This is a genomic window from Nodosilinea sp. P-1105 (assembly GCF_012911975.1).
Lineage (GTDB): Bacteria > Cyanobacteriota > Cyanobacteriia > Phormidesmidales > Phormidesmidaceae > Nodosilinea.
In genome coordinates this window covers 93,046-99,937 of the sequence record NZ_SMDQ01000015.1, presented here as the reverse complement: position 1 = coordinate 99,937, position 6,892 = coordinate 93,046, and the positions used below count along the sequence as shown (strand labels likewise).

The following is a 6,892-nucleotide window of genomic DNA, read 5'->3' as shown; positions in this document are numbered from 1 at the left end:
GTTTTGAATCCCAAAACAGGCGACACAGAAGTAGCATGAAAAGTAGCCGCGACTACCCCAGCATAATCAACACCCTAGGTTTAACCCCTCCGCCAAAATCAAGCTCATAACATTGTTGAACAGCAGGGTGTAGCCAAAACTCAACAATGAATTGATCGGGTCCTTGGGTGGGCGACGGTTGCGTTTCATAAAGACCAGATCTGGATTGATCATTAACTGCCCCAGGGCCGGGAAGTAGCGCGCCGCCGTCATCCCTTCATAGCCCCGCAGTTGATCTAGGGTTTCGGCCCGCTCTAGGGCGGCAACATCTCGCTGAATGCCCTCAATCACCTGAGCCACTGGCTCCAAGGTACGCTTACGGTTCAGGCGTAGCAAAAGCTGTCTAGAGTTGGTCAACTTACCCCGGATCATGCTACGGGCCGTTTCTAGCTGAAAAGTGACGTCAGCATACTGGCCGAACTGGCGGCGCTCGGCCTCCAGATCACCTCGCTCAACCCCCCAAAGATGGCCCTTGTATTGGCCAGTCTGGCTCAAAAACACCACTGGAATTTGCCGCCCCAGACAGATCGCGATCGCGGCGGTGCTGAGGTGGATATTGCCAAAGAGCAAAATCCGCTCGACTTCACGAATCGGAATTTCTAGATCCTCGTCACGGCGTGACTGCAGCACAAAGCGCCCCTGATCCTTGCGCAGATAGGTACCCTGCTCGACCAGATAAAGATCACACATAGCGTATTCTCCATAGGATGGTAGAACTCGCCTTTAGCAAAAGACAGCAGATTGGCCCCAGGAAAACTCTGGGGTATCGAACTCGATGGTGGGGGTAGTTAGTTCGCTGAAAAAGGCGAGATGAACTGTGGTTGCGATCGCCTGATGGTCATCCCAAAGTGCCCTATGGCTGGGAAAAGGCCCAAAAGATCAACGGCCATCATAAAGACTTTGCATTTTGCCAGCCTGTAGGATAGTTTCAGCTGCGATCGCCAGCTCTGGAAACAACACCGATTGGATCACCTCGGGTCCGCGAAATTGGTTGACCTGGTACTCATCATCAACCAGGGTATAGATCGACAAGGTAGGACGCTTAGGATTGCCAATGTAGCGGCGTCCCCCCAATCCTAGATAATCCACAATCCAATATTCGACAATGCCCAGGGCCTCATAATCAACCAACTTTTTGCCATAGTCTACCCGCCAGTTGGTGCTCACCACTTCTATGACTAGCGGCACTGAACTGCCCTGGGTAATGGTCGATGCCTTTTTCCAAAGGGGTTCTTGGGATAGGGCTGGACGATTGACCAAGGCAATATCAGGCAAGTAGGCGGTGTCTTCCTCCGGCAGCTTGATTAACGCTTGCTTGGGCAAGATCAGCGGCTGCTGTCGCCGCTGCACTTCGACCAGCAGTACAGCATTTAGAAAAGCAATAACTTCTTCATGATCGCTGGTGGGCTGCATAGCAATGGGAATACCGTGGTGCAGTTCGTAGGGGAAATTCTCGGGTTTCCAGGCCAGAAACTCGGTGAAGCTGATGGGATGGGCGTCGGGGAGAGGGACGGTTACCATAGGAATTTCCATGGATGGGGCGATCGCCAGTATGGAGCCAGCATAGCGCAACCCTGTTTTGCTCTCCATCCCCCAGCCCCTTCCTCCCAGAACGGGAGGTAGCGCTTTGCGCTTCTCGAAGAGTAGGGGGGACAGACGCATGATAAATCGCTTGATTGAGGACTTGCGTGTCAAAGCTTAAACAGATTAAGTTACTTTCCCGATCCGGAATTACCGTAGGGGAACGTGAAAGAACCTATGACGGCCATTATCTTGTACCTTGCCAAGATTAACGGCCTTGCTCCAGCCATTGCCCCATCCTATGACTTATCTCAATGCAATTCCCCAGGCCCAAAACGAACCACAACAGCTTGAACGGCTGGGGGCCTATAGTCAGCTTTATCTAGAGGCCAAACGGCTGATGGGAATCCATATGCTGCTGAGTGTGCCCCTGGTGCTGGTCTGGGTGCTGGTGGTCGCGGCATTTCCCACCTTGCAGATTTATGCAGCCCTGTGGGGGATTTTGGTTACCTTGCTGGGGCTGTTTTATTTGACCCCAACCCAGAAAAAACTGCAAAAGCAAGCGGCTAAAGTACAGCAGCTTTTCGACTGCGATCTCTTTCAGCTGAACTGGCAAGATTTTCATAATATTGGCCAACCCCCTGACCCTGAAGTCATTTACCGGGCAGATCGGCGCTATCGCAAAACTAACCCGACCTATGAGCGACTCAGGGATTGGTACCCCAACGTAAGCCAGCTATCGTTGCCCCTGGCGCGACTCGTGTGTCAGCGCACCAACTGCTGGTGGGATGCTGATTTGCGGCGGCGATACGCGAGTTGGGTGATTATGCTCCTATCCATTTTCGCGGTGGTGGTGCTGCTGGTGGGAGTGGCTGGCGGACTGACGTTGGAAAGCTTCTTTCTGGTGGTGGCAGCCCCTTTAATTCCGGCCCTGGTGCTGGGCATCACCCAGTACCGAGACAACATGGAGGCCGCCAACCGGCTCGATCAGCTGAGGGATAGGGTCAACGATATTTGGCAAAGGGCGCTGAATAATCGGGAAACCCCGGATACGCTCTATCAGTATTCAGTTGGGCTACAGGACGCCATTTTTAAGAATCGTGCCGCTAGTCCATTGATTTTTAATTGGTTTTACCGCCGTCTGCGGGATGAGAATCAAGATTTGATGAATAAAGCAGCTGAAGACCTGGTTCAAGAGGCTAAAGCCGCCCAAGATCAAGTTAGCTAGGTCCGGCTAGCGCCCGAGTCGCTTTCTATATTGTTCGTTTTATTGATGAATGACCATGGCAGAACCGGTGTTTACCGCAATTACCTTTTCCCCGGTCACAGAATTTATCGAAAAAACCCGCAAGCTGCGGGACTTATATGGCAGTTCTTTTATTCTGTCTTACCTGGCTGATTCGGTCTGTGGCGCAGCCCGCCAAGCCTTAGGCGAAGATGCGGTCATCTCTCCGGCCCGGATAAATATTCGCATGGGCACCCCCGATCAGATTGTGATTCAGGGCGACTTTACGGAGGCCCAGGCCAGGGCTGCTTTTTTGCAAGCCTGGGGGCAAATTATGGATGCCTGCCGGGCCTGGGTTTGCACCGAACGTCAGGAGTGGATTGATAACCATTACAAGCAGTGGGTTCAAGCAAGGTCATGGCCTGACAGTCCGGCCCACACTCTCCCCTGGGATCGGGATTGGCAGCAGTGGAAAACCCATGCTTGGGAATTTTTCTGGGTGCAGAGACCCAGTATTTCAGAGGCGTTGGCGGCGATTGTTGAGGAAGAGAGCGATCGCGACTGGGTGGGCATCAACTGGGTGGGGGAAAGCTCGACCCTATCGGGGGCAGATGCCATTGCCTGGCCAGGGCTAGGGCTGAATATTGCGCCGAAGCGGCGATCGATGGCCGAGGCTGATCAGCAGATTCGCAGTTTCTTCGAGGTACTGAACCAGAAAATTGGGGCCGCGATTTTAGAAGACGACTTAGCTAATTTCCGCCAAGACCCCGCTGCTCGCTTACGCACGTTGGCAACGCGCTATGAGGTCGGGCTACCGGGGGCCGAAGCCGCTGATCATCCAGAGCATTCAACCTTAAGAAAGAAGCTGGCTGAGGCATTAGGGGAAGCTATTGTCACCCATCGAGAGCAGCTCAGCATTCCGGAACTGACCAAGCGGCTGTTTACCCTGCGGACTGTGGCTAGGACCATTCCTGATTTAGCCCGACAGCGTGGCGACGACTCCTTGCTAGAGGAATTGCCAAAGAGCTTTAAGGAGGTCAACCTGTGGAAGACCGACTTACCCATGGGTTGGTTTCGCGGTGATGGCGATCGCGCCGGGCACCATATTCGAGACATTACTCAAAATCCGGCCACCGCAGCCCAAAACCTGAGTGGCTTCAGCCATCAAATGCGACGGTGGGGCAAAGGGCTGAAAGACAGCTTCGACCAGAATCAGGGGCGGATTGTCTTTGCCGGGGGGGACGACTTCCTGGGGGTGTTTCACCCGGCGGAAAATCCTGGCCAGGCGATCGCATGGCTATGCCGCTTTAAAGAAAATGTCTGGCATCGGGGTGACGGAGGGATCGAAGACATCAAGCCAGTGACGCCCAGTGTGGGGTTTGTCTGGGCGTCGTCCCAGGTGCCCCAGCGAGATATTTTGCAGCACTGCGAACTGGCGGAACAAACTGCCAAGCACAGTGGGCGCGATCGCTTGTGCCTGCGGGTGCTCTTCAGCAGCGGTACCTATCTGGAATGGACCTGTCCCTGGTGGCTATTGCCCAAAATTGTGGGGGGATATTGCGATCGCCATGCTCGTTCTCCCCATCGCCCCCATCCCAAACACCAAAACTGGACCCACCTGTATAACGATGTGGCCACCCTCAAAGCTCGCCATGGGTTTCGGGGTAATCACCAGGTGGCCCTGGCCCTGTTCAACCTCTATTTTGTCGATCCAGATACCGGGGAAGCCCTGTTGGAGGGCAATCCTGAGGCGCTGTTTGGCGCACATAGCCTCCTCTGGACCCAGGACAGCCAAAGCGGCATTCTCAGCGACGACCTGAAAGACGCTGGCCTAGACCAACAACAAGCCGCCTTCAATGCCTGGGTCATTGCCCTGGCCGAGGTGGGTTTCCACCTCTTTAACCCTACCGACCAAACCCAAGCTGATCACCGTACTGCCGCCTGACCATGGTTAATGCCTCGAATAACCCTCGTTTTACCCAGTTCACCCACCGGATTTTGATCCATCCCCTGGGGTTGCTCTACGGCAGCAAGGGGCGATTTTTGTCTCCCGAAAACCTGGTGGGGCGATCGGGTGCCCACTTTCCCCCCGACACCCCCACCCTGTCGGGGATCTATGCCGCCCAATATCGAGACCAGCCCGACATTCTGGGGGCGCTGCTACTAGCCGGGCCGTTCTGGGCCAAGACCACCGAGCCAGAGAATATCTATGTGCCCACTCCCTTTCATGCCTGGGTGCGAGACCATCACATTCGGCATCGGCTGGTCTGGCGGGATGGCCGCTGGCAGCCTGAATCCTTTGTCAACGATCAGGACAAGGACTACAAGCACCGTCAAGCAGACACCTGGATAGGGTTGAAAGATTGGGCGACGTTGCGATCGCCCCAGCCCTTTGACCCAATTCCCGTGCGAGACGCGCCCTGGAAGCCAGTGCCCCACCTGCACCCTCGCCTGCGGGAGGAGGAACGGCGCAGCGTGGGCTCAAATGGCGATCTTGGCAGCTTATTTCTGGAATACGGCATCCAGCTCGACCCAGAGGTTTGCCTGGTGTACCTGAGCAATGCCCCCCTGCCAGAGAACTCGGTCTATCGGTTTGGGGGGGAGGGTCACCTGGTGCAAATCACATCCCACAAAATTCAACCTGGTGAGTACGTGCGATCGCTGCTGGATCAGCCAGTGGGCGATCATTTCTCGCTGGTCTGCCCTGGGGTGTGGGGGTCAAATCGTCTGTCCTACCGGGCTCCCTGCCGCCATAAAGACACGGGTTCTCTCTCCTGGCCAGATGGCAACGCGGTTCAGGCTTTGCTGACCCAGCGCCCTCGGCCATTTCGGTTTCGTATGGGCAATCAACAAGATGAGGCCGGTAACGATATACACCAAGAAAAACAACCGAAACTTCTGTCCCGAGGTCGTTATGCTGTTCCCTCTGGGAGTGTCTATGTGATGGAGCGATCGCTTCCCCCCTGGTTGCAATGGCCCGCAGAGCAGTTCCCAAAGGAGGGCTATTCCTTCAAGCGCTGGGGCTGTGGGCTGGCCTTGCCCCTGTCGGCTGCCTGACCAACGACGTTCTTTTTTTCGTTATTCTTTATTTCCCTATGTATCAGAAAGCCTACGGCATCATCGAAACCCTGGCCCCGCTCCATGTGGGGGCCAGCGCCGGAGAAGAAACCGGCAACCTGAACTTGATCTTTCGAGACCAGTTCACCCAGACCGGCATTATCCCCGGCAGCTCCATTCGCGGTCGCTTTCGCGCCGATATGCGAGGTCAGCGCCAGGCATGGCTAGAGCAACAGTTGGCCGATCAGGGCATCGAGATTCCTGACCCGTACCAACAGGACATTGAAGTCGAGAAAGACGGCAAGACAACCCTTGTTCCTCGGCTGAAATGGCTAGAAAGCCAGGCTAAACCTCACAATTGGCAGGCACCCAATGCCTTTAATGAACACCTGTGGTACGGCCATGAAGCTGTAGAGGGTCAGAACGATGGCGGCACCACTGAGGCGCTGGTGAAGTTTGAATATGCTTCATTGCTGTGGTTGCCGGTATTTTGCCCAGGGCAACCCGTGGTGTGGGTTAGCTCTCCCCGATTGCTGGCTCGCTACAAGTTGATGAATCCCAGCATTACAGCCACCGTGCCCGATGCTTACACCGCAGCTAAAACTCTGGAGGGAAAAACGATTCCAGGGGAGGCAGACAAGCCCGATCGCAAGCTGCTGTTTTTTAACCTGGGCTATTTGGAGATTCCTAACCTGGTAGAGGAGGATGAGATCACGCCCTGGATTCAGCACTGCCAGGGGCTAAACGCCAAAGATGTGGTGATTGTGGATGACAATGACATCGCCATGATCCACGACATGGCCCTATTTCGGCAGACCCGAGTGAAGCTGGCGGATACTGAAAAAAAGGTGGCGGGGGGAGCATTTTTCAACGTGGAAGCGTTGCCAGAGGGCAGCTATCTGGCGTTTCCGGTGGCGCTCAAGCTGCCGGATTGGCAACCCTTTGGGATGGAAGCTGAAAATAAACGCCAGCCAACCCAGGATTTGTACTTTGGTGGGCTGGAGTCCATTGGCTTCGGCCATTGTCGTGTGACCTTAGGAGGGGTTTAAG

The 6,892-nt window shown here is 55.0% G+C and carries 6 protein-coding genes; 4 read left to right on the top strand and 2 right to left on the bottom strand.

What is annotated here, in order from left to right; translation table 11 throughout:
- Positions 1–66 precede the first annotated feature (66 nt).
- Entirely contained in the window at positions 67–729 is a 663-nt protein-coding gene (cas1, locus tag E1H13_RS09380) for a CRISPR-associated endonuclease Cas1 (RefSeq protein ID WP_169613146.1), read from the bottom strand.
- 189 nt (positions 730–918) lie between these two features.
- Complete coding sequence (locus E1H13_RS09375; RefSeq protein WP_169613154.1) at positions 919–1,560, bottom strand: Uma2 family endonuclease; 642 nt, start codon at positions 1,558–1,560, stop codon at positions 919–921.
- Positions 1,561–1,861: 301 nt separating this feature from the next.
- On the opposite strand from E1H13_RS09375, the gene E1H13_RS09370 reads away from it, so the two are divergent.
- Genes E1H13_RS09370 through E1H13_RS09355 form a run of 4 tightly spaced genes read left to right on the top strand, consistent with a single transcriptional unit; the run spans position 1,862 to position 6,891 of the window.
- On the top strand, positions 1,862–2,788 hold the full coding sequence (locus E1H13_RS09370) for an S-4TM family putative pore-forming effector (RefSeq protein ID WP_169613145.1): 927 nt from the start codon (positions 1,862–1,864) through the stop codon (positions 2,786–2,788).
- 55 nt (positions 2,789–2,843) lie between these two features.
- Positions 2,844–4,730 carry a type III-B CRISPR-associated protein Cas10/Cmr2 gene (locus tag E1H13_RS09365; RefSeq protein WP_169613144.1) on the top strand — a complete coding sequence of 629 codons (1,887 nt, stop codon included), beginning with the start codon at positions 2,844–2,846 and terminating at the stop codon, positions 4,728–4,730.
- 2 nt (positions 4,731–4,732) lie between these two features.
- Positions 4,733–5,842 carry a type III-B CRISPR module-associated Cmr3 family protein gene (locus E1H13_RS09360; protein ID WP_169613143.1) on the top strand — a complete coding sequence of 370 codons (1,110 nt, stop codon included), beginning with the start codon at positions 4,733–4,735 and terminating at the stop codon, positions 5,840–5,842.
- 38 nt (positions 5,843–5,880) lie between these two features.
- Positions 5,881–6,891, top strand: coding sequence for an RAMP superfamily CRISPR-associated protein (locus E1H13_RS09355; RefSeq protein WP_169613142.1), 1,011 nt, complete (start codon positions 5,881–5,883; stop codon positions 6,889–6,891).
- Position 6,892: the final 1 nt, after the last annotated feature.